At 50.7% G+C, this 26,309-nt stretch carries 25 protein-coding genes and 1 other annotated feature; all 25 genes read left to right on the top strand.

What is annotated here, in order from left to right; all coding sequences use genetic code 11:
- Positions 1-4: 4 nt before the first annotated feature.
- Positions 5-1,300, top strand: coding sequence for a glutamate-1-semialdehyde 2,1-aminomutase (gene hemL, locus BJP58_RS27825; RefSeq protein ID WP_127589524.1), 1,296 nt, complete (start codon positions 5-7; stop codon positions 1,298-1,300).
- Positions 1,297-2,205, top strand: a complete 909-nt coding sequence (locus tag BJP58_RS27830; RefSeq protein WP_194541475.1) for an RluA family pseudouridine synthase — start codon at positions 1,297-1,299, stop codon at positions 2,203-2,205. The genes hemL and BJP58_RS27830 overlap by 4 nt, the downstream gene beginning before the upstream one ends.
- A 163-nt stretch (positions 2,206-2,368) precedes the next feature.
- Positions 2,369-3,730 (top strand): LysM peptidoglycan-binding domain-containing protein, encoded by a 1,362-nt coding sequence (locus BJP58_RS27835; RefSeq protein WP_194541476.1) that lies wholly within the window; start codon positions 2,369-2,371, stop codon positions 3,728-3,730.
- 253 nt (positions 3,731-3,983) lie between these two features.
- Positions 3,984-4,282, top strand: a binding site (T-box leader).
- A 111-nt stretch (positions 4,283-4,393) separates the two neighbouring features.
- Positions 4,394-7,063 carry a valine--tRNA ligase gene (locus BJP58_RS27840; RefSeq protein WP_194541477.1) on the top strand — a complete coding sequence of 890 codons (2,670 nt, stop codon included), beginning with the start codon at positions 4,394-4,396 and terminating at the stop codon, positions 7,061-7,063.
- Positions 7,064-7,098: 35 nt separating this feature from the next.
- Positions 7,099-8,475, top strand: coding sequence for a bifunctional folylpolyglutamate synthase/dihydrofolate synthase (locus BJP58_RS27845; RefSeq protein ID WP_194545086.1), 1,377 nt, complete (start codon positions 7,099-7,101; stop codon positions 8,473-8,475).
- Between the two features lie 6 nt (positions 8,476-8,481).
- The gene (murC, locus tag BJP58_RS27850; RefSeq protein WP_071223416.1) at positions 8,482-9,858 is read left to right on the top strand and encodes a UDP-N-acetylmuramate--L-alanine ligase; all 1,377 of its coding nucleotides are present in this window, start codon (positions 8,482-8,484) and stop codon (positions 9,856-9,858) included.
- 212 nt (positions 9,859-10,070) lie between these two features.
- Positions 10,071-11,456, top strand: a complete 1,386-nt coding sequence (locus BJP58_RS27855; protein WP_194541478.1) for an SPOR domain-containing protein — start codon at positions 10,071-10,073, stop codon at positions 11,454-11,456.
- A gap of 127 nt (positions 11,457-11,583) precedes the next feature.
- On the top strand, positions 11,584-11,826 hold the full coding sequence (locus BJP58_RS27860; protein ID WP_071223415.1) for a DUF4321 domain-containing protein: 243 nt from the start codon (positions 11,584-11,586) through the stop codon (positions 11,824-11,826).
- A 25-nt stretch (positions 11,827-11,851) separates the two neighbouring features.
- Positions 11,852-12,463 carry a Maf family protein gene (locus BJP58_RS27865; protein ID WP_071223414.1) on the top strand — a complete coding sequence of 204 codons (612 nt, stop codon included), beginning with the start codon at positions 11,852-11,854 and terminating at the stop codon, positions 12,461-12,463.
- An 85-nt stretch (positions 12,464-12,548) separates the two neighbouring features.
- Positions 12,549-13,238, top strand: a complete 690-nt coding sequence (gene radC / locus BJP58_RS27870; RefSeq protein WP_009593994.1) for a RadC family protein — start codon at positions 12,549-12,551, stop codon at positions 13,236-13,238.
- A 38-nt stretch (positions 13,239-13,276) separates the two neighbouring features.
- Positions 13,277-14,311, top strand: a complete 1,035-nt coding sequence (locus BJP58_RS27875) for a rod shape-determining protein (RefSeq protein ID WP_009593998.1) — start codon at positions 13,277-13,279, stop codon at positions 14,309-14,311.
- A 56-nt stretch (positions 14,312-14,367) separates the two neighbouring features.
- The gene (gene mreC, locus BJP58_RS27880) at positions 14,368-15,243 is read left to right on the top strand and encodes a rod shape-determining protein MreC (RefSeq protein ID WP_194541479.1); all 876 of its coding nucleotides are present in this window, start codon (positions 14,368-14,370) and stop codon (positions 15,241-15,243) included.
- Positions 15,240-15,767: a rod shape-determining protein MreD gene (gene mreD / locus BJP58_RS27885; protein ID WP_194541480.1), complete on the top strand. Its 528-nt coding sequence runs from the start codon at positions 15,240-15,242 to the stop codon at positions 15,765-15,767. Before mreC ends, mreD begins: the two co-directional genes overlap by 4 nt.
- 83 nt (positions 15,768-15,850) lie before the next feature.
- Positions 15,851-16,513 carry a septum site-determining protein MinC gene (locus BJP58_RS27890; protein WP_194541481.1) on the top strand — a complete coding sequence of 221 codons (663 nt, stop codon included), beginning with the start codon at positions 15,851-15,853 and terminating at the stop codon, positions 16,511-16,513.
- Between the two features lie 3 nt (positions 16,514-16,516).
- Positions 16,517-17,311, top strand: a complete 795-nt coding sequence (minD, locus tag BJP58_RS27895) for a septum site-determining protein MinD (protein WP_009594006.1) — start codon at positions 16,517-16,519, stop codon at positions 17,309-17,311.
- A 135-nt stretch (positions 17,312-17,446) separates the two neighbouring features.
- Positions 17,447-18,352 carry a M23 family metallopeptidase gene (locus BJP58_RS27900; RefSeq protein ID WP_194541482.1) on the top strand — a complete coding sequence of 302 codons (906 nt, stop codon included), beginning with the start codon at positions 17,447-17,449 and terminating at the stop codon, positions 18,350-18,352.
- Positions 18,345-19,208 (top strand): M50 family metallopeptidase, encoded by an 864-nt coding sequence (locus BJP58_RS27905; RefSeq protein WP_194541483.1) that lies wholly within the window; start codon positions 18,345-18,347, stop codon positions 19,206-19,208. The genes BJP58_RS27900 and BJP58_RS27905 overlap by 8 nt, the downstream gene beginning before the upstream one ends.
- 117 nt (positions 19,209-19,325) lie before the next feature.
- Positions 19,326-20,561 carry an Rne/Rng family ribonuclease gene (locus BJP58_RS27910; RefSeq protein ID WP_194541484.1) on the top strand — a complete coding sequence of 412 codons (1,236 nt, stop codon included), beginning with the start codon at positions 19,326-19,328 and terminating at the stop codon, positions 20,559-20,561.
- Positions 20,562-20,723: 162 nt separating this feature from the next.
- Positions 20,724-21,035, top strand: coding sequence for a 50S ribosomal protein L21 (rplU, locus tag BJP58_RS27915; RefSeq protein ID WP_113061207.1), 312 nt, complete (start codon positions 20,724-20,726; stop codon positions 21,033-21,035).
- A gap of 13 nt (positions 21,036-21,048) precedes the next feature.
- Complete coding sequence (locus tag BJP58_RS27920) at positions 21,049-21,381, top strand: ribosomal-processing cysteine protease Prp (RefSeq protein ID WP_194541485.1); 333 nt, start codon at positions 21,049-21,051, stop codon at positions 21,379-21,381.
- A 17-nt stretch (positions 21,382-21,398) separates the two neighbouring features.
- A complete protein-coding gene (rpmA, locus tag BJP58_RS27925; RefSeq protein ID WP_015734021.1) occupies positions 21,399-21,710 on the top strand; it encodes a 50S ribosomal protein L27 in 312 nt (103 codons plus the stop codon).
- 169 nt (positions 21,711-21,879) lie between these two features.
- Entirely contained in the window at positions 21,880-22,620 is a 741-nt protein-coding gene (locus tag BJP58_RS33780) for a Spo0B domain-containing protein (RefSeq protein WP_233354790.1), read from the top strand.
- Positions 22,621-22,633: 13 nt separating this feature from the next.
- Positions 22,634-23,944 (top strand): GTPase ObgE, encoded by a 1,311-nt coding sequence (gene obgE, locus BJP58_RS27935; protein WP_071223403.1) that lies wholly within the window; start codon positions 22,634-22,636, stop codon positions 23,942-23,944.
- A gap of 278 nt (positions 23,945-24,222) precedes the next feature.
- Complete coding sequence (locus BJP58_RS27940) at positions 24,223-25,530, top strand: SPFH domain-containing protein (protein WP_194541486.1); 1,308 nt, start codon at positions 24,223-24,225, stop codon at positions 25,528-25,530.
- A 20-nt stretch (positions 25,531-25,550) separates the two neighbouring features.
- Complete coding sequence (locus BJP58_RS27945) at positions 25,551-26,309, top strand: FlxA-like family protein (RefSeq protein WP_194541487.1); 759 nt, start codon at positions 25,551-25,553, stop codon at positions 26,307-26,309.

Consider the following 26,309-nt stretch of genomic DNA (forward strand, 5'->3'; position numbering starts at 1 on the left):
TACGATGAGCCAAGATTTGCGAAAAGAAGATTTGTCGCGTTCTGCTTTTGAAGAAGCGAAGTTATATATTCCCGGCGGTGTCAACAGTCCGGTACGTGCGTTTAAGTCTGTTGGACTAACCCCGATTTATATCGATCGCGGAGAAGGCAGCCGGGTATATGATATCGATGGCAACAGCTTTATCGATTATGTCGGTTCCTGGGGGCCGCTGATTATGGGTCACGCGCATCCTGAGGTTGTTGAAGCGCTTCAGGAGACAGCTGCCAAGGGGACCAGCTTCGGTGCTCCAACCCTATTGGAAACGAAGATGGCGAAGCTCGTCTGTGAACGTGTGCCGTCGATCGAGGTGGTGCGGATGGTGAATTCCGGTACGGAAGCAACCATGAGCGCCATTCGTCTAGCGCGCGGATATACAGGACGCAGCAAAATCATTAAATTCGAGGGCTCCTATCATGGCCACGCCGACAGCCTTCTGATCAAAGCGGGATCGGGCATCGCAACGCTTGGACTTCCTGATAGTCCGGGTGTGCCAGAAAGCGTTGCTTCCAACACCATTGCGGTTCCTTATAACGATCTGGAATCGGTACAGCTTGCCTTCGAGCGGTTCGGCGAAGAGATTGCAGCCGTTATTGTTGAGCCCGTGGCAGGCAATATGGGCGTGGTCCCTCCGCAGCCAGGATTCCTGGAAGGTCTTCGCAAGGTCACTTCTGATTATGGCAGCGTGCTTATTTTTGACGAGGTGATGACCGGATTCCGCGTTGATCTGAACTGCGCGCAAGGCCGTTATGGCGTTACACCGGATTTGACATGCTTGGGCAAGGTGATTGGCGGCGGTCTGCCAGTCGGTGCTTATGGAGGCAAGCGTGAGCTGATGGATCAGATTGCTCCGGCAGGACCGATCTATCAAGCAGGAACGTTAAGCGGTAATCCGCTCGCCATGGCGGCTGGTTACACCACCCTGAAGCTGCTGACGCCTGCCGTCTATGAACAGCTCGAGGAGCGGGGAGCCCGTCTTCAGGCAGGATTTGAGCGTAACGCTCAGGAATTCGGTATCCCGCTTACGATTAACCGGATCGGCTCCATGGTATGTCCATTCTTCACGAATACGCCGGTCGTCAATTTTGATACTGCGAAGACTAGTGACCTGGATCGTTTCCGTCGTTATTTTGCAGCGATGGTACAAGAGGGAGTCAGCGTACCTCCTTCCCAGTTCGAGGGCATGTTTATCTCTGGCGCTCATACGGTAGAAGATATCGATGCTACCATTGAAGCCAACTACAACGCCTTCAAAAGCCTATGAGTTACGGGGGAAATTGGAGCAAACGCGGCGAATGGCTGGAGCTGACGCCGGGTAAGGCGCTATTGAGTCTGCCGGATCGGAACGAAGCCGCTGCCAAGTGGCTTATGGAAACGGTCGGTATGCCCGAGAAGCTGTATCGTAAGCTTCGTCATGAACAGGGGATACAATGGAGAGGGGATCGGCTTCGGCTGGTCCTTTTTCCTTATCGGGATTACGGCATCGAACCGAGATGGCAGGAGCTTGATGTATTGTATGAGGACGATTTTTGCCTGGTTGTGAACAAACCGGCCGGTATGGCGGTCCATCCGGACAACGAGAGCCGCGAGACGACCCTGAATCATGCGGTTGCCGCATATTACGAAGCCGAAGGCATCCATACGGCAGTCCGGCATATTCATCGGCTGGATAAGGATACAACAGGTCCCGTACTGTATGCCAAGAACGAATATGCGCAGCTAAAGCTTGACGAGGACATGCGGGAGAAGAAGATCGTCCGGATATACGCGGCTATCGTTCAGGGGAGGGTCTCTCAGGATCTGAAGAGAATCGATCTGCCGATAGGCAAAGACCGCTATCATTCAAGCCGTCGGAGAGTTTCATTAACCGGGCAGGCTGCAATCACGCATATTCTATCATCCGAGGTGTATCCGAAAGCCAGCCTGCTGCAAATTCGACTGGAAACCGGCCGGACGCATCAGATCCGGGTGCATCTAAGTCATATGGGACACCCGCTTCTGGGAGATTCCTTATACGGAGGACCAGGGGCGTTTCCGCGCCAAGCGCTGCATGGCGAACGTCTGCTATTTACTCATCCTTTCTCGGGCGAGGATATTGAGGTGAATGCACCCTGGCCTCTGGATATGTTGGAGTTAAGAGAGCGAATCATAGAGACATCGGACCGGTAAGAAAACTTGCAAGATCCTGAATGAAGCTGTAACTTTCACGCACAATTCGCAAAAAAGTCATGCTCTCCTATTTTCGGCATATAGATAAATTGAGTGGCAAAACTTAGGCTCATGCCGTGATAACAGATCACGGATAGTATATGCCAAAAAGGAGGACATTCCCGTGTTTGACCAGTCCTACGGATTGCGGTTCGATATTTACGAGCGTATTAATTTAACGGAAGATTTGCCGGGAATCGAAGAATTGGAAGAGGCGGAGTTGATCCCGCATATTCAGGTGATCAGTCAGCAGGACCAGGCTACGCTTCGGGGTCATCTGCTTCTTGCAGGCCTGTATAAAGGTGACACCGAAGCAGGAGAGACGGAGCCGCTCGAACACTGGATCCCGGTTGAAATCACGGTCCCGATGAACCGGGTATCATCATTGGATGACATCGCGGTCGAGATCGAGAATTTTGACGTGGATTTGTTATCCAAACGCAGCTTGAACATTACAGGGGTTCTGTCGCTCAAAGGAATTCAGGCGGCGGCTCCGGGAGCCCGTGACCAAGTATGGGCCAATGAGGAATTCACAGTGGTACATGCTCCTGAAGCGACTGATTTGTATTCGAACGGGGAGCAGCAGTTCGCAGCCAACCCGTACGACCAGCTTCATGGCAGCGGAGCTCATACAGACGCTAACTCACCTTCTCCTTCTTACTTCAACGAGGCTCAGACCAGAGCCCAAGAGTTCGGGACGGATGCGCGCACACAGCAGTATCTGGCATCCTGGGCACAGTATGAGAACCAAACACGGGATTCACAGGACTCAGCAGACAGCACCATTAGCATTTCTAATTCGCCTGAAGCTCGGGATACGGTCGAATATGCCTTACATAATGAGACGGAAGCTCAGGCAGCTGAGTCGTCGATTCCAAGTGTATGGCAATTCGAACGGGCTTCGGTCCAGCCCGAGCCGGAGCAAGAAGATCCAGCAGCCGGTTTTCCGGGTGTCATTGAGCGTAAGGGTGAAGAAGTGGAAGCCGTTCCGGTACTGGAATCACCGGAAACGGAGGAAGTGCAGCCTGTTTTTGCTGAGGAAGAATTCCCTTCGGAGGATATGGATGATATAACGGAAGAGGTTTCCATTAAAGCCGAAGAGGTTCCGACCAAGCCGGAGTTAAAGGTGGCCTTCAACACGAAGAACAGCAGCACAACCAGCGCATCGGGCGTAGGCTTCTCTTCGTTGCTTCAATCGAGCAGAACGGTTCAGGATCAGGATCAAGCCGCTCGGGACGAGGAAGAAGAGACGGAGGAATTGGTTGACTCCGCAACGGCCGAGGACGTGGAGTGGAAGAGTCTGTTCCTGGGTAACCGCCGTGAGGAAACGCCTTTCCGCAAGGTCCGGATGTGCATTGTGCAGCGTGAGGAGACACTCGACGTGATTGCCGAGCGTTATCAACTGACGCCGCGAGAGCTTTTGTTATATAACCGCATGTCCGAGCAGAATGTGGAAGAAGGCCAGGTATTATACATTCCCCAGTAATCAGCGGAGGAAGCGATCGCGTAAGAACAAGCAGGTCAAGGTAGGATATCCTTGGCCTGTTTTTTGTGTTTGGCGGGGAGTCGGTTAGAAGAAGAGGGGAGTCGGACGAGCCGGGGCTTCTTTTTACAATGTATTAGCATTAATTTGGATAGACAGGTATGATGTCTAAATCGTTCGGAAACACTCGAAATATTGACTATATGCAACAACCACGGTATATTTGAATAGTATATGTACAGGTATTCCTAAAGCTAGAACAACGTTGAACGGGAAGAGTAGGAAGGTATGGCCTTCAGAGAGCGGAATTGCTATTATGCGCTGTGAGATTCCGCAGGAACCAGCTTGCCGAAGTCGCCCCGGAGTTGCGGACTTGAGATAGAGTAGGATCGATCGCTACCCTGGTTAGAGTTCGCCGGCCGCAGCCGTTATCTGTGTAAAGTGTCGTGCTTGATCGCAGGCCTTTCATGTTCTTCATGGGAGGACTCGATTCATGAATGATTATAAGCACGAAACAAAGGTGGTACCGCGAGAGAACAGTCTTTCGTCCTTTGAGGACGAAGGGCTTTTTTTGTTTCACGCAAACATGGATATCCATTGCCACGCCCGGAGGCTAAAACGTTACGGGTTGGCAAAACTGATTAACAGTATCGGAGGTACGAAAATATGGATCAAAAACAAAACCAATCCCAGTTAGACATGCCGACGACGTATGATCCGAAGGCAGCCGAACAAAAATGGTATCCGTACTGGAAGGAAGGCGGCTTCTTTGAAGCTGGCAAACGACCGGACGCGGAGCCGTATACGATTGTTATTCCTCCACCAAACGTTACGGGAATGCTTCACATCGGCCATGCCCTTGACTTTACGCTGCAGGATATCCTGATTCGCGTAAAGCGGATGCAGGGCTATGATGCGTTGTGGCTGCCGGGTTCTGACCATGCGGGCATCGCCACGCAAACCAAGGTTGAGCAGAAGCTTCGCGAAGAAGGCGTTACCCGCTACGATCTGGGACGTGAAAAATTCCTGGAGAAAGTGTGGGAGTGGAAGGATCTATATGCGAATACGATCCGTGACCAATGGTCCAAGATCGGCCTGTCCCTCGATTACTCCAGAGAGCGTTTCACGCTCGACGAGGGGTTGTCGGAAGCGGTTCGGGAAGTATTCGTCAAGCTCTATGATAAGGGGCTTATATATCGCGGCAAACGCATTATCAACTGGGACCCGGCTGCTCGCACGGCTTTGTCCGATATCGAAGTGGAGTACAAAGAGGTCAACGGCCATTTGTACCACTTGCAATACCCGCTCAAAGACGGCAGCGGCTCCATTACCGTAGCAACCACCCGCCCGGAGACCATGCTTGGCGATACGGCGGTAGCCGTTCATCCGGAAGATGAGCGCTATAAAGACATGATCGGCAAGACATTGGTCCTGCCTATTGTCGGCCGAGAAATTCCGGTTATTGCCGATGAGTACGTGGAGAAGGATTTCGGCAGCGGAGCGGTTAAAATTACGCCGGCCCATGATCCGAATGACTTCGAAATGGGTCTGAGACATGATCTGCCGCAAATCACCGTGATGGATGAATCCGGGACGATGAATGAATTTGCCGGCAAGTACCAGGGTCTTGACCGAGCAGAATGCCGCAAGCAGATCGTAAGCGACATGAAGGAATCGGGCGTGCTGCTTCGCATCGAAGATCATGTTCATCAGGTTGGCCATAGCGAAAGATCCGGCGCCGTTGTCGAGCCGTATCTGTCGACGCAGTGGTTTGTTAAGATGCAGCCGCTTGCGGAAGCAGCCGTTACTGCGCAGAAATCCGGCAAGGGCGTTAATTTCGTGCCTGACCGGTTCGAGAGAACCTACCTGCATTGGATGGAGAATGTGCGCGATTGGTGCATCTCTCGTCAATTGTGGTGGGGCCACCGGATTCCGGCCTGGTATTCCGAATCCACGGGCGAAGTGGTTGTTGCCATGAATGAAGAGGAAGCGCGCGCGAAGCTTGGCAAGGACGATCTGAGACAGGATGAGGACGTGCTGGATACCTGGTTCAGCTCGGCATTGTGGCCGTTCTCGACCATGGGCTGGCCGAATCTGGACAGTGAGGATTTCAAACGTTATTATCCGACAAGCGTTCTCGTAACGGGGTATGATATTATTCCGTTCTGGGTTTCGCGGATGATTTTCCAAGGGCTTGAATTTACGGATCAAATGCCGTTCAAAGATACGCTTATCCATGGTCTGGTTCGGGATAGCGAAGGCCGCAAGATGTCCAAGTCGCTCGGCAATGGTATCGATCCGCTCGAGGTTATCGAACAGTATGGCGCAGATGCCATGCGTTATATGATATCGACCGGCAGTACGCCGGGTCAGGATCTTCGATTCCGCTGGGAACGTGTGGAACAAGCGCGTAACTTCGCGAACAAGATCTGGAATGCGTCACGTTTTGCACTCATGAATCTGGAGGGCTTCACGGCGGCGGATATCGACATTTCCGGAGAGCTGGGAACGGCCGACCGTTGGATTTTGCATCGTCTGAACGAAACTTCCCGCGACATTACGCGTCTAATTGATGCCTACGAATTTGGCGAGACCGGTCGACTGCTCTACAATTTCATCTGGGATGATCTGTGTGACTGGTATATTGAATTTGCTAAGCTGTCCCTGTACGGCGAGGATCAAGCGGCCAAGAGAAAGACGCAGTCGGTGCTTGCCTATGTGCTGGACCGCACGATGCGCTTGATCCACCCGTTCATGCCGTTCATCTCCGAAGAGATCTGGCAGCATTTGCCGCATGAAGGAGAGACGGTGATGCTGGCTTCATGGCCGACCTATGATGAAGCATTTGAGAATGCGGAAGCCGTTACCGAAATGAACCTGCTGATGGATGTCATCCGTGCTGTACGTAACATCCGGGCGGAAGTAAACGTACCGATGAGCAAAAAAGTAGAACTCCAGTTGAAGCCGGTAAGCGAGCAAATTGCCGGCATCATCGATCGCAATGCGGATTATATTCGCCGCTTCTGCAACACGTCGGAGTATCAATCCTCCCTTGCGCTTGAGGCGCCGGATAAGGCGATGACCGCCGTGGTAACAGGTGTTGAAATGTATCTGCCGCTTGCCGGGTTGATCGATATCGCTCAGGAGATCACGCGTCTGGAGAAGGAAATTCAGCACTTGAACAGCGAAGTCGAGCGTGTGGAGAAGAAGCTGAACAATCCAGGTTTCGTATCGAAAGCACCTGAAAAGGTGATTGAAGAAGAACGGGCGAAGCTTGCGGATTACTCGGACAAACGCAGTAAAGTGATTGCGCGCATCGAAGAACTGAGAGGCTAAAGGGCAAGATGAATCTGGACCAGAAGGTGAGAACGATGGTTGATCATTCGGAAGCTGCAGTGGCAGCTCCGTTCCATACCTATGAGGAAGCGGTAGCTTGGATCAACGGGCTGATTCCGTTTGGAATCCGCCCGGGCATGGATAGAATTCAGCGATTGATGGAGCTTCTCGGCCATCCGGAGCGGCGGTTAAAATTTATTCACGTGGCCGGAACGAATGGAAAAGGCTCCACATGCGCTTTTTTAACAAAGGTTCTGCTTCAAGGGGGATTCACGGTTGGCACCTACACGTCTCCCTATATTACGAAGTTTACCAATCGGTTTCAGTATAACGGCGAGGACATATCGGAAGAGACGCTGCTTGAACTGGCTAATCGCTTAGAGCCGCTTGTAGCCGAAATTGCGGGTTCCGGGCTCGGATCGCCCACTATGTTTGAGGTGTCCACCGCCCTTGCGATACTGTATTACGCCGAGGTATCTTATCCGGACGTGGTGGTATGGGAGACGGGACTTGGCGGTCGTCTGGACGTGACCAATATCGTTCATCCAATCATTTCGGTGATCACGAATATCGGAATGGACCATACCGACGTTCTGGGTGATACCATTCAGGAGATCGCCACGGAAAAGGCTGGCATTATCAAGCCTGGAGTTCCTGTGGTGAGCACGGTAACTCAGCCGGAAGCTGTCGATATTCTGAAACAAACGGTAGCCAAAAACCGTACAAGTCTGTATCTCGTAGATGAACAGTTCTCCTATGAGCGTCTGCGTGGGAACGAAGAAAGCCAGACTTTCCGTTTTAAGGGTCCGTTCCGGGACATGGATCTGGACATCTCGATGCAGGGTGAGCACCAATGCGCCAATGCCGCGCTTGCGATGATGACGCTGGAAGTGCTTCGCCAGTATATGGCTTTCATCGTGGATGATGAAGAATTGCGGAGAGGGTTTAAGGATACTTTCTGGGCGGGAAGACTGGAACAAGTGCAGTCCTCCCCGCGGATTGTTCTCGATGGTGCGCACAACCCCGAAGGGGCTGAAACCTTGGCCAAAAGCTTGCAGCAGATCTATAAGTATCGGAAACTGAACTTAATGATGGGAATGCTGGCAAATAAGCATCATGAATCGTATTTGCAGCATATACTGCCAATAGTGGATACGCTTATCCTGACTGAACCGGATTTCCGGAAGAAACTGGACGCCAAGGCGCTTGGTGACATCGTAGAGCAGGTAAGGGAGAAATACGCCAAACATACACTGCAAATCATCATAGAACCAAATTGGAAAAACGCACTTGAAGAGTTGAAGTCACGGACGGAAGCGGAGGATCTTGGGGTGGTGTCGGGCACGTTGTACCTGATTGCCGACGTGCGTTCCAACCTCCTGGGCCTTTCCGATTCTGAAAAAGGTTGGTGATATCTGTTGAATACATCGGAACATGTTCATTTTATAGGAATTGGCGGCTACGGGATGAGCGCCATTGCAAGAGTTATGCTGGAGATGGGTTATAAAGTCACGGGTTCTGACGTGGCATCGCAAGAATTGACAGAAAAGCTGGCGGCCAAGGGCGCCAAAATATACATTGGACATACCGCCGAGCAAGTCCAGGGCGCGGACCTTGTGGTTTACTCGACGGCATTGTCCCAAGACAACGTGGAGCGGGTCGAGGCAGAGAAGCTGAACATTCCTGTCCTTCACCGTGCGCAGATGCTGGCGCGTCTTCTGAACGAACGCAAAGGGGTTGCCGTAGCGGGTGCGCATGGTAAGACAACCACTTCATCGATGATTGCGCTCGTAATGGAAGAATGCGGCGTCGATCCGACGTTTATTATCGGCGGGGAAATCATGAACGTTGGCACGAATGCCAAAGCTGGTGAAGGCGAGCACGTGGTGGCCGAAGCGGACGAGAGTGACGGTTCATTCCTTCAGTACCACCCTTGGCTCGGCGTTGTTCTGAATATTGAGGCCGATCACTTGGAGAATTACGAAGGGGATTTCAATCGTCTCAAGGCAGCATATGTACAATTCCTGAGCCAAATCAAGGCAGACGGTACGGCCGTGGTTTGCGCCGACGATAACAACATTCAGGCGATTTTGCCTGACCTAAAATGCAATGTGACCACATACGGCATTCATGCGGATGCAGAGTATACGGCAACGAATCTGGTGCTCGGCGACCGTCACGTCAGCTTCACGATGCTTCATAACGGCATGGAGCTGGGTACCGTTGAATTGTCCGTACCGGGTAAACACAATGTCTACAACGCCATGGCTACGGTGATTTGCTGCTTGAAAGGCGGAATCTCGTTCGAAGCGATTGTAGAGGCCATCGTCAAGTTCAACGGAGCTAAGCGCCGCTTCCAGGTGCTGGGCGAAGCTGAAGGCATTCTGGTGATTGACGACTATGCGCATCATCCGACGGAGATCGAGGCTACGATCAGTGCCGCCAAAGCTACAGGCAAACGGATTATTGCCGTATTCCAGCCGCAGCGGTATTCGAGGACCTTTTTCCTTCTGGATGCGTTTAGCCGCGCATTCGGGGAAGCGGACGAGGTGATCATTACCGATATTTATTCTCCTGCCGGCGAGAAGCAGATCGAGGGTATCAGTTCCGGTAAGCTGGTGGAGCTGATTGTCCAGAACAGCAATGCCGGTGCCCGCTATTTGCCTACCAAAGAAGATGTCCTGAGCGATCTCAAAGGTCGCGTAAAAGAAGGCGATCTGGTTCTGACGATGGGTGCGGGCGATATTTGGAAGGTCGGCGCTGCTTTAGCGGAGTCTATTAAAGGCAAGAAGTAAATGGATTGCAAGCATGCTTTGCTGCTTCGATGCAGCAGGGGATTGCATGGGCTTTTGTCTTCGAACGGAGGCAAGCAGCGGATCGATAAGTAGAATACAGGCTGATCAAGATACTTTCTTGATCAGCCTGTTTGTTTTGTTTTTCGCACACTCATAAGTTGCCAAGCTTGATCATATAGCTAGGTGTAGAAGGACAAGTGAGGTGTGTGGATATGAATAAAGCACGAATGACGATTCGCTTCGATCACGATCCGCCAAAAGATAGTCATAAGGATCATATGCGTGAGGAACGGGATTCGTATCAGAAAGTTCCCGCAAGGCGCAATGATCAAGTTGATGACCGTCATCTTGTATTCGACGAGTTTGACTCAACGACTGATCGGTTTACCGATGCGGGCAATTCGTTTGAACATAGGAGCAGCATACAGCATGATCATCTGCGCGTTGTTCCGCCGCTCCGGGAGGAGGACACTCGGGATGTGAACGGACAAGATTGGAGAACATCGCGTCATACCCAATCCAGGGGGCGATTAGCTGAGGAAAGAAGACGTCTGGATCATGTTGAGGGCGGGTCGTTCGGTGACGGGCCTGATCCTGCCGATACATATGACGATATGCGTGAGGTTGAGGATCTTTACGATCTTCATGATGACGCGTATTCCGGAAGTGTGGGCTCCGGCGCAAACGATTCGAATTGGAATCTCGGGCCCGAGAAGGATCTATATGAGTCACCTGCCGATGATTACGGTTATTATCGCTCGCGCAAGCCTACCTCCTTCTGGAAAATGGCTGTATCCGTGACCGCGGCTGTTGTGACGGGTTTGCTGTTTGGGTATATGGTGCTGTCTATGTTTAACGGCGGTAATGCAGGTGAAGACCCTGCATCGGGGCAGCTTGGAAGCAATGACGCAGTTAATCAAGCACCGGCTGACTCTTCCGGGGGAACGGGGGCATCACTCGCACCCGGTTCAACTGAATCGGCAGTACACGTTCCGGGTCAAATTTTTTATATGCTTCAGTACGGTGTATTCAGCACGTCGGAACGGGCAGAGCAGGCGAAAGGGGAGCTGCTGCAGTCCGGTATTGCGGCTGGGGGAGATTTGGATGAGGAGAACCGGGTGTACGCCGGCGTATCACCAGACCGCGAGCAGGCCAAGCTGCTCAGCAATCAGCTTAAAGCCGAAGGCGTCGAATTATACGTGAGAGAAATCGCGCTGCCTGATATAGAGTCAGCTGCCTTTGCGGGCGAGGAGCAGACGCTGACGGACTATTTCACGATAAGCGGGGAGCTTGTGTCGGAGTTGAGTACGCTATCGGCATCGCTGCTGGGGCAGCAGGAGGCGGGCGCGGTGGCGTCAGAGAGTATGACTGCAATCACAAATCTGCACCAGCAGTGGATCCAATCGATGAAGCTGCTGTCCGCCGGCTTGGGTCCGGAGACCGGGGCAGTGCTGCCGGCGATGGAGCAATCCATGAACAGTTCGATCACGGCGCTCTCCGAATATAACAAAAACCAATCCAAGGGGCATTTGTGGGAGATTCAAACGGGCATGATGAACTATGTCATGGGCCAAAAGAAACTCCTGGATGGCCTATAAATTCAAATTTACGTCAAATCCGGCTCGGAACTGGAAATAGTTCCCCCTGCCGGATTTCTGTTTGTATTGCTTATCGATTCACCGTATAATAATTAGGGTGTCAAAATATGGCGAGGGAAGAGGATGCATGAAGAAAAACAAAGGAATGCTCATCTTGTTTTTGCTGCTGGGGTGGCTGACGGGAACTTGGCTGGCCAAGGCGCTTCAACCTGTTAAGGCTTTGTCGTTTTTAACGTCAACTACACCGATTAAGTGGTCGCCTAGCGCTGATTTTGACATTATTCGTTATGACATTAACCTTGAACTTAACTTTTGCCTGCTCAGTCTGCTTGGCATTATAGCAGCGCTTTGGTTATACCGCAGGCTCTAAGACATGACAAAGGAGATTATCCCCCTTGAATGAGAAGAGAAACCGCCGTATTATATTGGCCTCCACCTCTCCTCGGCGTCAGGAATTGATTGCCTCCCTTCGTATCCCATTTGAGATTATGCCTAGTGAAGCTGACGAGGACACCCCGCATGGGTGGTCGCCAGAGCGAATTGTGGAGTCACTGGCACTACGTAAAGCGGAAGCGGTTCTCCGAAAGCTGACGGATGATCCGGGAGATGGTATCATTGTGGGAAGCGACACGATTGTAGTTGTCGATGATCTTGTCCTCGGGAAACCGGAGGATCATGCTGACGCGGCAAGGATGTTGTCCATGCTTCAAGGACGGGCTCACCTCGTGTACACGGGCGTGGCTTGTGTTGACCGGGAATCTGGTCGTACCAAGGTCGCTCATCGTGTGACAACCGTAAAGATGAAATCGTTAAGTGATGACGCGATCGCGGCTTATGTAAAGAGCGGGGAACCTGCTGACAAAGCGGGCTCGTATGCGATTCAAGGCTTGGGTGCAACCATCGTGGAAGGAATCGAAGGCGACTATTTTAACGTTGTCGGCCTGCCGCTTTCTCTGCTGTCGGACATGCTGTCTGAAATGGGGATGGATGTACTCACCGATTCATAGATATAGAACAACGGCATACGAAATGTAGGGGTATCCTGAAGTTTCGGTGACCTGCTGATTTAAATCTTAGAAAAGAGGGGAATATATGGAGTCGCCAACGCTATTGCTGCGCGACATCCCCCATGATGAACGACCAAGAGAGCGCATGATGCAATATGGGGCGAGCGCTTTAAGCCATGCAGAATTGCTGGCGATATTGCTTCGGACCGGAACCCGCCAGGAATCTGCCGTACATATAGCCCAGCGGCTGCTGGGGGAAGCAGGCGGCATCCGGCAGCTCGTTGATCTTAGCATTGAGGAAATTACGCAAATCAAAGGAATTGGAACCGCTAAGGCTGTTCAGCTGAAGGCTGGCATCGAGCTTGGACGGCGCTTGGCCGCATCGAGACATGTAGAGCCGGTTATTATTCGCAGTCCGCATGACGCGGCAGAACTGCTCAGTGAACAGATGCGCTATTTACAGAAAGAGCATTTTGTCTGTGTATTTTTAAATACGAAAAATCATGTCATTGCCCAGGAAACGTTATCGATGGGAAGCCTTAATGCTTCCATCGTTCATCCCCGCGAGGTGTTCAGAGCGGCCATCAAATGCAGCAGTGCATCCCTGGTGTGCGCGCATAACCATCCTAGCGGAGATCCGACGCCCAGCCCGGAAGACATATCGCTGACTGCACGTTTAGTGGAGGCAGGACAGATTGTCGGGATCGACGTACTGGATCATCTGATCATTGGGGACGGATCGTTTGTAAGTTTGAAGGAACGGGGCTTGATGTAATATAATAGTTCAGATTGACGAAGAAAGGGAGATACATCATGTTAGGTGGTTTTACGAAAGATTTGGGAATCGATTTGGGGACGGCAAATACGCTGGTTTATGTTCGTGGGAAAGGAATTGTCGTAAGAGAGCCTTCCGTGGTTGCTCTGCGTACAGATACGAAGAGCATTGAAGCCGTTGGTGAATCGGCTAAGAAAATGATTGGACGCACACCAGGCAACATTCGTGCCATTCGTCCGATGAAGGACGGCGTTATCGCTGATTTTGATACAACGGCTACGATGATTAAATACTTTATTCGTCAAGCACAGAAGCAGCGTTCCATATTCCCCCGTCATCCGAACGTGATGGTATGCGTACCTTCCGGCATTACGGCGGTAGAGCAGCGTGCGGTGGAAGATGCTACCAAGCAAGCGGGAGCACGCGAAGCTTACACGATCGAAGAGCCTTTTGCAGCTGCAATTGGTGCCGATTTGCCTGTGTGGGAACCTACGGGCAGCATGGTCGTTGACATCGGCGGAGGTACGACCGAGGTTGCGGTCATTTCTCTTGGCGGTATTGTAACCAGCCGCTCTGTACGCGTTGCAGGCGATGAGATGGATGAGTCTATTATCTCCTATATCAAACGTCAATATAACTTGATGATCGGTGAGCGCACATCCGAGCTGCTTAAGATGGAAGTCGGTTCCGCCATGCCGCTGGAGACCGTGGAAACGATGGAAATTCGCGGCCGTGACTTGGTGACGGGGCTGCCGAAGACGATCACCATTACTTCGGATGAGATTAGCGAAGCGTTGGCAGATACCATTAATGCGATTGTTGAAGCGGTAAAGGTTACGCTTGAGAAATGTCCTCCGGAGCTTGCTGCGGATATTATGGACCGGGGCATCGTGCTTACGGGAGGCGGCGCATTGCTTCGCAACCTGGACAAGCTGCTCGCCGAAGAGACCGGCATGCCGGTGATCGTTGCAGAGAATCCGCTGGATTGCGTAGCCATTGGTACAGGTAAAGCGCTCGAGAACATTCACCTGTTTAAATCCCGGAGCAGCTCTGCCGTCCGTTCTAAACGGTAGAAACCGAATAGAAGTGTAAACCCCTAATGTTGGGAGAGAAAACAGTAAGTTAGAGGGTGTTGCAACTGTTTAAGCTGCTAGGCAATAAGCGTTTGTTTATTATGCTCATCGGGCTGGTAGCGTTTATCGCTATTATGGGGTTTACGCTCGGCCCGAGAGCTTCTTTATCTTGGCCTGAAAAATTCGTCAAGGATACGGTCGGTTTTGTGCAAAGTGTGTTTTATAAGCCCGCTGCCTATATAGCGGGTTTCTTTGAAGATGTGCGGAACATGAAGGCAATCTATGAAGAGAATGAGGAGCTGCGGAGAGCCGTGGCTCAATATTCTCGAGAGAGTGCGAATTACAACACGATGAAAGCTAATTACGAGAAGCTTCAAGAATTACAAGGTTTTACAGAGAACCAGAAAAATCGTTATAAATATGAATACCGTACTGCCCAGGTGCTAAGTGTTAATTCGGACCCCAATAATCGGACACTTGTCGTCGATCTGGGAGAGCGCGATGGGGTTCGTCCCAACATGTCGGTCACGACAGTGGACGGCATGGTCGGCATTATTAGCAACGTCAGCAATTTCACCTCAACGGTGAAGCTGTTGACAACGATGGACGCTCAGGATCCGAATCCACAGCCGATTTCGGTAACGGCGATCGGGAAAGAGGATAAAACGTTTGGCGTGGTTGAGAGCTATGATGAGAAGACCAACACGCTGCTCATGACGCGAATTTCGGAAGATGATCCGATTAAGGAAAAAGATAAGATCATTTCATCCGGTGCCGGAGGAGTTATTCCACAAGGTATGATCATAGGTGAAGTCATAAGCGTTCAGACGAGCCAATACGGTCAAAGCAGAACGGCTACGATCGAACCGGCGGCCAAGTTTGATGACTGGAAATATCTGATCATCGTCTTTACCCCTGAGGAGCCGAAATGATGGCGCGTAAACAAATTCTCGTCCTGCTGCTGTTCGTGCTGTTTATTCTGCAGGGCACGGTGGTTTTCTGGTTAACGCCAAGCTCGCTGCAGCTTCAGATTTATCCTAATTTTGTGTTGGTTTGCTTGTTTTTTGTATCAATTTATTATCATCGCCACACGGGGCTGGTACTCGGACTCATATTCGGCATGCTTCACGATATCGTGTATTACGGCGAGATGATTGGCACTTATTCGTTCGCTATGGGCGTATCCGCATATCTGGTGGGACTTGTATTCAAGTCCCCGCGGGCGCCGCTGCCCATGATGATGACCATTGTCATTCTGGGGAGCCTGTTGTTTGACAGTACGCTTTTTGGCATATATAAGGTGTTTCGACTCAATCCGACTTCTTATAATTGGTCACTGCTTCATCATATGCTACCCAATCTCCTTGTTCATTTTGCCTTTGCTCTGGCGATTTACGTTCCTCTTCGCAAGCAGATTGAGTTGGTTACGAAGAATCAGAGAAGGAAGGCATCCTGAACCCTCCATTATGACATTTTACTAGACTAGCAGGAACTTGAAGGTTTGAGCGCGAAATGTATAGGGATGGGAGGGACAGGCTTATGGCTGTAAAATCCAATCATGTGACGATTAAGGGCATCAAAGATGGCCTGGTATTCCTGCTTGATGACCAGTGTGAGCTGGAGGAGCTGCTCGGCGAGCTGCGCTATAAGCTGGAGCACAGTCATCAGAATATTTTGACCGGACCTATCATTCATGTGGATGTGAAGCTGGGTTCCCGGAAAATTTCCGAAGAAGAGAAGCAGACGATTCTTGACATATTGAAGCAAAAGGGCAATCTGTTGATACGTAATGTGGAATCACCGCCGTTTGAGTCGGAGCTCATACCAGAGGAGAAGCTTACGCTTAAGACAGGGATGGTGCGTTCCGGACAGGTGCTGCATCATGACGGCGATCTCTTGTTCCTCGGGGATGTGAATCCCGGCGGAACCATAACGTGCACCGGTGATATCTACATATTGGGAGCTCTGCGCGGAACCGCGCATGCCGGTGTAGAGGGCAACGAGGAAGCGATTATAGCGGCTTCGTATTTTGCCCCTACCCAGCTCCGTATCTCCCAGATGATCAGCAGACCGCCGGATGAATGGGAGACGCGGGAAACGGTCATGGAATTTGCGTATTTGAAGGACGGTAGCATGGAGATCGATAAGATCAGCAACATCTCACGTTTGGGTCGGGATTTTAATGTGTTTAAAGGGGTGTAGAACATGGGAGAGGCAATCGTCGTAACTTCAGGTAAAGGCGGAGTCGGTAAAACGACGACATCGGCGAACATCGGCACAGCTCTGGCACTGCTCGGAAAAAAAGTGTGTCTGGTTGATACGGACATCGGTCTTCGTAATTTGGATGTCGTGATGGGCCTGGAAAACCGGATTATATACGATTTATGCGACGTTGCAGAAGGGCGATGCCGACTTAACCAGGCGCTGATCAAGGACAAGCGCTTCGATGAGCTGTATATGCTTCCTGCAGCCCAGACCAAAGACAAGAATGCCGTTTCTCCAGAGCAGGTGAAAGATATCGTACTTGAATTGAAAAAGGAATTCGAATACGTCATTATCGATTGTCCGGCTGGAATCGAGCAAGGATTTAAGAATGCCATTGCCGGCGCAGATAAAGCGATTGTGGTTACAACGCCCGAGAATGCGGCCGTGCGGGATGCGGATCGGATTATCGGCTTGCTGGAGAGCTCTCATGTAGAGTCTCCGAAGCTTGTTGTAAACCGGATTCGCCCGAACATGGTGAAATCCGGCGACATGCTGGAGATCGAAGATGTGCTGCAGGTGCTGAATATTGATCTGATCGGGATCGTCCCCGATGATGAAATGGTCATTAAAGCGGCCAATATCGGGGAGCCTACGGTGATGAATCCGGACTCTCAGGCAGCCATCGCCTATAGAAACATCGCCCGGCGTATCCTGGGTGATACCGTTCCTCTGATGCAAATCCATCAGAAAAAAGGAATGTTTACCAAATTCAAAAAGTTTTTTGGAATGGGTTAAAGACTTTAACGTGAACCGGTGCCGGGAGGCATCGGTTTTTTTGTTCTGTTCGCCTCTTCAATAGGGCTTGTTCTAAATATCTTTCATCTCCTCATAGGATAGAGTAAGAAAACAAGCCCCAAGGGGGAAAGAACAATGGACATCAAAACTTCAGTTAAGAACCGAAGAGAAGCCCGCATTCGCGAGCTGCTGGAAGGAGCGTCACCGGCGCCGCATGATACGTCGTCATGGGGGCCCGTTCCCGAGAAAAAGCCTGCCCATCCCAATCTTCACAAGACAGGCTTTATACAGGATCACAGGGCGAACCCATCCCCGCTTCTTGCAGAGAGTGAACCGGATCCCGAGCGGCTTTGGAAGCAAGGGCACCGCGGTTGGTATGGTGAGCTGGATCCCGGTGATCCAGGGGAACCGCCAAGAAAAGCTTCGTTTCTGTCGGGCTTAGTGCGCCGTATCATCGTCAGTGCGCTGGTGTTTGGATTGGCATGGGGGGTATTTTCGTTTCAGCACCCGTGGGCTCTTCGTACGCAAGCTTTTATCGTTGAGGGACTGAGCCATGAGATGGATTTTCAGGCAGCGCAGGTATGGTACGAGGAGCATTTTGGAAGCGCGCCTTCCTTCATTCCGATTTTTGGACAAACCGACGAGCACTCGACGAAGGTGAATGCCGGGACTTCTTTAGTTCCTCCGCTTTCCGGAAAGGTGGTCCAATCCTTTGCGGTGGATCTGAAAGGCATTGTTTTGGAAGCCGGAGGGGGTTCTTTAGCAGACAGGGCGGTTAAGAGTATAGAGACCGGACGCGTGCTTGAGGTTAAAGAACATCCTGAGAATGGGATCAGCATTCTCATACAGCATACAGGAGAGAGAACGGCGATATACAGCAGATTGGCAGAAACGGGACTTAAGGTAAACGATTGGGTCCAAGGTGGAGATATTGTTGGCACATTGGCGTCTTCAGGCGCAGGCAGCCCGCCCTCCCTTTATTTCGAACTGAAAGAGGGGGATCGAGGTATCGATCCGGCGGAAGTGATTCCGTTTGATTAAGTTTAAGGGAACGGTATTGTCGCTGCATCCTCTCTTTGTTATTGTCATGCTGGCCTCCGTATTCACCGGTCGCTTTTTGGAATTGCTGACCCTGTTTATTATCGTGTTTATTCATGAATTGGGACACGCCGCCGCAGCGGCAGCGATGGGGTTCAAGGTACGAGCCATTCAGATGCTGCCGTTCGGCGGCGTTGCTGTCATAGAAGATGACGGCAGGATGACTGCAATGAAGGAAATCATCATTGCGCTTGCGGGTCCGCTGCAAAATGTCATCATGATTGGAATTACCCTGATGGGCAGATGGGCGGGATGGGGAGACGAGCAGCTGTTGTCTTATATCATTCAGGGGAATCTCATCATCGCGCTGTTTAACCTTCTCCCGATTCTTCCGCTGGATGGCGGCAAAGTGCTGCAAGCCGTCATCAGTTTGCTCGCCCCATATCATGCGACCTTGTTGTGGGCTTCCCGCGCTGGCATATTGTGCAGCTTGATCATGATCGGATATGGCTTGCAGCCGTTATTTTCCGGCGGCGGTATTCGTTTAAATGTACTGATGATCGGCCTCTTTTTAGCGTATTCCAATTTTGAAGACTATCGGAATGTGCATTACCGGTTTTTAAGATTTTTGGTCAATCGGAGCGAGATTTATGAACGAAATTTGGATGGACTCGGTCCTGCGCAGCCAATCGTTGCAGATTCTTCGAAACCTTTGGATGATATTATGCGTCTATTTAAACGAGAGAAGTATCATCTGATTTATGTCATGAGCGGACGAGGCAGCCTGCTTGCCGTCGTTCCGGAGCAGCATGTGATTTCTTCTTATTTTGCATCAAATGGTCCGCCCTGGTATGCGTAAATCGTAAACACCATGAGGAAGACGCAGGGCGGGCCATGATTCTTTATCCATTCATATCATCTGAGATTGTGTTAGGATAAAAAATAGAATATCGTCTTCCATTTGAGGGGTGAAGCCATGAGGCAAATGATAGTTCATTGTGAACATGAGACCATTCAGATGGCCCTCATCGAAGATGGGAGGTTAGCAGAATTCGCCGTTGAGCGGAGTTGTGAGCAAAGTGTAGTCGGCAGTTTTTATAAGGGCAGGGTCGTAAATGTGCTGCCGGGGATGCAGGCGGCTTTTGTAGATATCGGGCTGAAAAAGAATGCATTTTTATATATTGATGATGTGCTCCATCCTCATTTAGAGAAGCAGCCCAAGCAGAAGCCTTCCATTTCGGAGCTGCTAACGGTAGGCCAGGAATTGATCGTGCAGGTGATGAAGGAACCGAGAGGCGGCAAGGGGGCGCGGGTCACTACCCATTTTTCGCTGCCTGGCAGATGCATGGTGTACATGCCTACTGCGGATTATGTTGCCGTCTCCAAGAAAATTGGACGTGATGCGGAGAGAGCAAGGCTGAAGAGTATCGGCGAGCAGCTTCGCACGGATGAAGAGGGGATCATTATCCGGACGGTATCAGAGGACGAGCCTCTGGAATTCCTTAAGGGAGATCTTGAGTATCTGCGAAAAGAGTGGGCGCGAATTCTCGACAAGGCCGAGCTTTCTTCTGCTCCGGCGCTGCTTCATCGCGATTTAGGTCTGCTGCAGCGTTTTCTCCGCGATGCCTTTGACCCGCTTCATGATGAACTTGTGATCGACAGCAGGCTTAAAGGCGAGGAGACCAAAAGCTATCTGAAGGAAACCGTCCCTGGTATGGAGCCTAAGGTTACATATTACTCGGAAGGAAGTCCGATTTTTCAAGCTTATGGGTTGGACGAGCAGATGAGAGCTGGCTTTGCAAGGAAAATCACGCTTCCGGAAGGTGTGACCATCGTTGTTGATCAGACGGAAGCCATGACCATCATGGATGTCAACACAGCCAAATATATCGGTGGCGATAATTTCGAGGAAACGGTGCTGAAGACGAATCTTCTGGCGGCGAAGCAGATTGCAAGAATTTTGCGGCTCTGGGATATCGGAGGCATTATCATCGTTGATTTCATCGATATGGATCGTGAAGAGCACCGGGAGCAGGTTGTTTCTGCCATGGAGGCTGTAATGCGCAAGGACCGCACCAAAAGCTTTGTGGTGGGCTGGACCAAGCTGGGACTGCTGGAAATGACCCGCAAAAAAGCCAGGGAAAGCTCTTCGCTCCCATTTGCCAAGCCTTGCGGGGCTTGCGGGGGCAGAGGTTTTGTTATCGAACAATGATGTTGACGGTGAACATGGATTATGATATTATCGTTAGGTATGTGTCTAGTGATGGTTTGCTGCACATGCTGTAACCGCTCCGGTTGGGTTAGCAAGGACGTTCCTGCTTTAGGACGGACACCTTATACTAGGCGAGTCTGAGACATAGGGAGGTGCAAGCAAATGTACGCTATTATCGAAACAGGTGGTAAACAATACAAAGTTCAAGAGGGCGACGTATTGTTCATCGAGAAGCTGACTGCAGGTGACGGCGAGAGCGTGACTTTCGACCGTGTACTGGCCGTATCCAAAGAGGACGGGTTGGTAACAGGTACGCCGGTTGTTTCCGGTGCGACTGTAACTGCAAAGGTAGAGAAGCACGGTAAAGGCCGTAAGGTCGTTGTATACAAATACAAGCCGAAGAAGAACTACCACAAGAAGCAAGGTCATCGTCAACCTTACACTAAAGTAACCATCGAGAAAATCCAGGCGTAAGTAGGTGCGGTAATTGATTACTGTACAAGTACTGCGCGGGGGAGATGGACGGATCCATAGCTTTAAGGTAACGGGGCACGCGGGATATGCCAATCCTGGAGAAGATATTGTATGTGCTGGAGTTTCCAGCATTACAGTGGGAACGGTCAATTCCATTGAAGCGTTAACCGGAACTGTTATGGAGACCCAGATGAAGGGCGGCTTTCTTAGTGCGAATCTTCCGCCGACGGCAAACGACTCCGTCTCGGGACAAGTTCAACTGCTTCTCGAATCCATGGTTGTTATGTTACAGGGAATTGCCGATTCATACGGCAAGTATATAAGAATACAGGAATTGACTACTTGAAGAAGGAGGTAGACAACATGTTGAAATTGGATCTTCAGTTATTCGCATCGAAAAAAGGTGTAGGTTCCACAAAGAACGGTCGCGATAGCGAATCGAAACGTCTTGGTGTGAAACGTGCAGACGGTCAAGCAGTGACTGGCGGCAGCATCTTGGTTCGCCAACGCGGAACGAAAATTCATCCAGGCACGAACGTAGGTATCGGTAAAGACGATACTTTGTTTGCGAAAGTTGACGGCGTTGTGAAATTTGAACGTTGGGGTCGTGATCGCAAGAAAGTGAGCGTCTACCCGGTTGATGTCGCTCCAGTAGCGGCTGCAGTAGAAGCTTAATCGTTTCTTATGCTGCATACAGAAGAAGCCTTTCGGCATCGTTGCCGGGGCTTCTTTTTTTGTAAATAACGCAAAGATCATCATCCAGGGGATGAACCGTCCTGAAGGTCTATGATATACTGGGATTTGGTGAATGTAACCAATTGCTGTTGAAAGACGAGGAGAAGCGATGAAATCCTGGAAATGGATAGCAGCTGGGGCGGGGTTAACCTCCGTAATACCCGTAGCATGGATGGTATGGAAACCGACTTTGGCTGCAGGAGCAGTGTTAACGGTTTGGGCTGTCGCTGCGTCTGCCTGCGGGGCTTGGCTTGTCCGGAAATCGGAGGAGCGCAGGCAGCAAGCCATCATTCGGAATGTGGAGCAGACGGCGATTCAGATGCTGAATCACCATCGTCATGATTGGATGAATGAGCTTCAAATTTTGTACGGCTACATTCAACTTGGAAAGCTTGATAAAACAGTGGGTTCTGTGGAAAGAATAAAGGACAGGATGGCGACGGAAAGCAGAATCTCTAAGCTGGGCATTCCTTCGCTGGTTTTTTATTTACATTCATACCGTACGTACAGCAATAATCTGCAGCTCGACGTTGAAGTTGTGGACCAGGTGCAACTGGAAGACAAAGTATCGCCACAAACGGCGGAGTCTTTTACCGAAGCTATCATTCAAACGGTGAGAGCTTTTCAATTAAGCGGAAAAGCGTCTTGGGGGGATACCCGGCAATTAACATTAACATTTATGCAGCAAGAACAAGAGCTGATGGTATGGGCACAAGGAGAAGGATCCTTTGGAGACCCGGACAGCTTGAAGCTTCAGATTGAACAATCCGTAAAAGGCGAAGGCATTCGGGTAGAACAAACGGAGCCGGGGGAGACCTCGTATCGTTTGTATTTGCCGTTTGTGACTTGAGGAAGGTGATTTCATGTTTGTAGATAAGGCAAAAGTATATGTAAAAGGCGGAGACGGCGGCGATGGTCTCATTGCGTTCCGTCGAGAGAAATACGTTCCTGAAGGCGGACCTGCCGGCGGAGACGGCGGTAAGGGCGGCGACGTGATTTTCCGGGTGGACGAAGGACTGCGCACGTTGATGGATTTCCGTTACCAGAAGCATTTTAAGGCCAAGCGCGGGGAAAAAGGCCGCAATAAAAGTCAGCATGGGGCCAATGCGGATAGCATGATTGTCCGTATCCCGCCGGGTACCATCTTAACGGATGACGATACCGGTGAGGTGATTGGCGATTTGACCCGACACGGTCAACAGGTTGTTGTTGCCAGAGGAGGCCGTGGAGGGCGAGGAAATATCCGCTTTGCTACCCCGAACAATCCGGCGCCTGAGCTTGCCGAGAACGGCGAGGAAGGCGAAGAGCGTTACGTAACCATGGAACTTAAAGTGATGGCTGATGTAGGTCTCGTCGGGTTCCCGAGTGTAGGCAAATCAACCTTGTTGTCCGTTGTATCTGCGGCTCAGCCAAAGATCGGCGCATACCACTTTACGACCATAACGCCGAATTTGGGAGTTGTTGAGGTTGGAGACGGTCGCAATTTTGTTATGGCTGACCTGCCTGGTCTGATTGAGGGTGCTCATGAAGGCGTGGGACTTGGTCATGAATTCCTCCGGCACGTGGAAAGAACACGCGTCATTGTCCATGTCGTGGATATGGCAGGCACGGAAGGAAGGGATCCGTTTGAGGACTGGGAAAAAATCAATGATGAAATCAGGCTCTACAACCCGGTTCTGGTCGAACGGCCGCAAATCGTAGCCGCTAATAAAATGGACATGCCGGAGGCCGAAGAGTATCTAGCGGCCTTCAAAGAGAAGCTGAAAGAGATTCGTCCGGACATCGAGGTCATGCCAATCTCCTCGCTGACCCGTCAGGGTATTCAGGAACTTCTTTACCGCACGATCGATGTGCTGGAGAGCATTCCGGACGAGCCGGCCATTGAAGAAGTATCCGAGGTTTCCGAGCGCAAGGTTTATAAATTCAAAGCGCAGAACGACAACTCCTTCACCGTTACTAGGGATAATGAGATGTATGTTGTGCATAGCGAGCGAATTGAGCGGATGCTGAAACGGATGCAGATGAATTCGCATGATGCCATTCTGAAGCTTGCAAGAACGATGCGCCATATGGGCGTCGATGAAGAACTTCGGAAACGGGGCGCGACAGAAGGCACCATTGTACGAATTGGTGATTTCGAATTTGAATTTGTTGAAGGCAGCAGCTACTATTAATGCGCAAAAAATACGTTCGTAAGAAAATACCGCAAGGTCTGTTTAACAGCAGGCTTGGCGGTATTTTTTTTATGGAGGAAGTTGTGTCCCAGATATCACGTAAACATGCTCTGTGTTTTATGGCAACGGTTAGGAAGTTGTTCAGAGATATCCTTTTCCACTTAGGTTTCCAAATTTTGCATCCACATATCGGGTAAATCGTATACAATGGTAGTACAATAGTCCTTTTCCATAGACTATCAGGATGGAAGGAACGGTGTATAAAGGAGAGTAGAACTATGGCTATTATTGAAGTTGTAAAATACGAAGGACCGCCGGATGTGTTTGCCTGGCGTTATCCGAATCAGGAGTTAGGTACATGGACCCAACTTATTGTTCATGAGACACAGGAGGCCATCCTGTATAAGGGTGGTCAGGCCCTGGACTCCTTCGCGGCTGGGCGGCATACACTGAGTACGGCGAATATACCGATATTATCCAATGTGATCAATCTTCCATTCGGCGGGAAGTCTCCCTTTACGGCAGAAGTCTGGTTTGTGAACAAACTTCGTTCACTGGACGTGAAATGGGGGACCAGCTCGCCGATCCAGCTGCAAGATCCAAAATACAATATTATCGTATCGGTCCGGGCTTTTGGCCAATTCGGCGTACAGATCAGCGATCCGCGAAAGTTTCTGGGGACCCTGGTTGGCACACTGCCGACTTTTGACCAAAGCACACTGATTAAATATTATCGCGGCGTACTGATGTCCAATATTACGGAAATCATATCCTCCTATATCGTTCGCAAAAAAATCAGCGTTGTGGAGATCAATGCTTACATAGCGGAAATATCGAAGCATATCATGGAAGCGATTGCGCCTTCATTTGAAGAAATGGGGATCACCCTGCTGAATTTCTATGTGGACTCCATCAACATCCCGGAGAATGACCCGGCAGCTGTTCGAATCAAGGAAGCGTTGGCAAAGAAAGCGGAGATGGACATCATCGGATATACCTATCATCAAGAAAGAACCTTTAATACGCTGGAGGGGGCGGCAAAGAATCAAGGCAGCCCGGCAGCGGTCATGGGAACCGGATTGGGCATGGGACTTGGGATGGTTGGTCCGATGTATGAGACCGTGGGGAAAATGTTTGAGGACTCAAAGGATCCAGGAAAGAACGAGCTCGATACCAAACAGAAAGCGTGTACCCAGTGCGGAACACTGAGCGCAGAAGAGGCGCGATTCTGTTCGGGATGCGGACAATCGCTTCAGGTGCAGGCTGAGGAGGAACTGGCGAGCACCGTTCAATGCAACGATTGCGGACAGCCACTGCCTCCCAATGCCAAGTTTTGTCTTCACTGCGGTGACCCGTACCATGCATGCCCTGAATGTGGCCATGACCACCCGGCCGGTGCCGTCGAATGTCCGGATTGCGGTGCAGCGCTTCCTATGCCTTGCAGGGCATGCGGTGAACTGGTGGATGCAAAAGCCAAGTTTTGCCCGCACTGCGGGTCAAGCCATGCGCTAACATGTCCTGGATGTCATCATGAGATCAAACCGGGCCAGAAGTTTTGCATGGAGTGCGGACATAAATTGATGTGAAGTGAAAGTGAGGGAATAGAGTGAGTACAAGAACCACAAGTCGAAATGGATTATGGCTGGCTGCCGCGGTGCTTCCGGTCTTAACCATCCTTCTGTTCGGATTGATCGGAGGGATCGTTCAGCTGAATGCTTGGATATCGGGCATCGCTCTCGGATGCGCCGAGGCGGCCATTCTCGTCTTTATCGGTTTAGTTGTCCACCGGCGCAAAGCGGGTTCGCCAGGAGCTCCTTTTTATATTGCTTCAGGCGTCATTATAGGAGTCTATGCCATTTCCGTTTTGCTGGAGGTCATTCTGCTGGGGTATTTATTTAAGCTGCCTGAATCTTCTTATTTTATGATTCATCTTATAACCTTCCTGGGGTTCTCGGTGGTTTTGGGACTGATAGCTCTGACGGGAAAATATGCAGGAGCTCATGAACGAAAGGAAAGTGATCATCTGGCGGTTCAGAAAGAGACGGTGGCCTGGATCGGGGGAATCCGAAGAAAACTAGGTGAGATGCCAGGAGAGAACATTCATTCGTTAGACCGGCAGATGGCCGAGCTGGAAGAAACGCTTCGTTATAGCGATCCTATCACGCATACCTCTTTATATGAAGTGGAGCATATGATCCAGCAAAAAATCGCATTGTTGGAGGACCAAGTGGCGCTGATCGGAGAGACGCAAGCAGAACAACGCGATGAGCTGGCAGAGCAAACCGTTCACATCATCCGCGATATCCTGAGAACGGTACAGGATCGTAACACCGAACTTTTGAAGGCAAAAGCGGGATCGACCTAA

Source organism: Paenibacillus sp. JZ16 (genome assembly GCF_015326965.1).
Taxonomy (GTDB): Bacteria; Bacillota; Bacilli; order Paenibacillales; family Paenibacillaceae; genus Paenibacillus_AQ.

Coding starts and splice junctions, on each gene's coding strand:
- minD (WP_009594006.1), top strand. CDS start 16,517: ATGGGAGAGGCAATCGTCGTAACTTCAGGTAAAGGCGGAGTCGGTAAA.
- BJP58_RS27860 (WP_071223415.1), top strand. CDS start 11,584: ATGAAGAAAAACAAAGGAATGCTCATCTTGTTTTTGCTGCTGGGGTGG.
- hemL (WP_127589524.1), top strand. CDS start 5: ATGAGCCAAGATTTGCGAAAAGAAGATTTGTCGCGTTCTGCTTTTGAA.
- BJP58_RS27840 (WP_194541477.1), top strand. CDS start 4,394: ATGGATCAAAAACAAAACCAATCCCAGTTAGACATGCCGACGACGTAT.
- BJP58_RS27845 (WP_194545086.1), top strand. CDS start 7,099: ATGGTTGATCATTCGGAAGCTGCAGTGGCAGCTCCGTTCCATACCTAT.
- BJP58_RS27830 (WP_194541475.1), top strand. CDS start 1,297: ATGAGTTACGGGGGAAATTGGAGCAAACGCGGCGAATGGCTGGAGCTG.
- BJP58_RS27855 (WP_194541478.1), top strand. CDS start 10,071: ATGAATAAAGCACGAATGACGATTCGCTTCGATCACGATCCGCCAAAA.
- BJP58_RS27910 (WP_194541484.1), top strand. CDS start 19,326: ATGAGGCAAATGATAGTTCATTGTGAACATGAGACCATTCAGATGGCC.
- rplU (WP_113061207.1), top strand. CDS start 20,724: ATGTACGCTATTATCGAAACAGGTGGTAAACAATACAAAGTTCAAGAG.
- BJP58_RS27940 (WP_194541486.1), top strand. CDS start 24,223: ATGGCTATTATTGAAGTTGTAAAATACGAAGGACCGCCGGATGTGTTT.
- BJP58_RS27890 (WP_194541481.1), top strand. CDS start 15,851: ATGGCTGTAAAATCCAATCATGTGACGATTAAGGGCATCAAAGATGGC.
- rpmA (WP_015734021.1), top strand. CDS start 21,399: ATGTTGAAATTGGATCTTCAGTTATTCGCATCGAAAAAAGGTGTAGGT.
- mreD (WP_194541480.1), top strand. CDS start 15,240: ATGATGGCGCGTAAACAAATTCTCGTCCTGCTGCTGTTCGTGCTGTTT.
- BJP58_RS33780 (WP_233354790.1), top strand. CDS start 21,880: ATGAAATCCTGGAAATGGATAGCAGCTGGGGCGGGGTTAACCTCCGTA.
- BJP58_RS27900 (WP_194541482.1), top strand. CDS start 17,447: ATGGACATCAAAACTTCAGTTAAGAACCGAAGAGAAGCCCGCATTCGC.
- BJP58_RS27875 (WP_009593998.1), top strand. CDS start 13,277: ATGTTAGGTGGTTTTACGAAAGATTTGGGAATCGATTTGGGGACGGCA.
- radC (WP_009593994.1), top strand. CDS start 12,549: ATGGAGTCGCCAACGCTATTGCTGCGCGACATCCCCCATGATGAACGA.
- obgE (WP_071223403.1), top strand. CDS start 22,634: ATGTTTGTAGATAAGGCAAAAGTATATGTAAAAGGCGGAGACGGCGGC.